Genomic DNA, 207 nt, shown 5'->3' with positions numbered 1-207 from the left:
CTCCGTTGATCAGAACTGGGATCTTCTTGTACACGGGATTCATCTGCAGTAGAAGATCACTCTTGTTTCCCAGATCCTCGTCCTTGCATTCGTACTTAACACCTTTCAGATTCAACGCAACCTTAACTCTCATCGCGAATGGACTCGGCCAGAAATCAAGAACCACAACGTTCTCCATTGACGAGTGCGTCGGGAGTGTTCGGAGTC

At 48.3% G+C, this 207-nt stretch carries 1 protein-coding gene; it reads right to left on the bottom strand.

Annotated elements, in window-relative coordinates; translation table 11 throughout:
* On the bottom strand, positions 1 to 178 hold a 178-nt coding region (locus C6N31_RS47645; RefSeq protein ID WP_198359802.1), incomplete at its 3' end, for a glutathione S-transferase N-terminal domain-containing protein.
* Positions 179 to 207 lie beyond the last annotated feature (29 nt).

The sequence above is a fragment of the Streptomyces fildesensis genome (genome assembly GCF_016107395.1).
GTDB classification, from domain to species: domain Bacteria; phylum Actinomycetota; class Actinomycetes; order Streptomycetales; family Streptomycetaceae; genus Actinacidiphila; species Actinacidiphila fildesensis.
The sequence above is the reverse complement of the archived record's forward strand: the minus strand, read 5'-3'. Positions and strand labels throughout refer to the sequence as shown.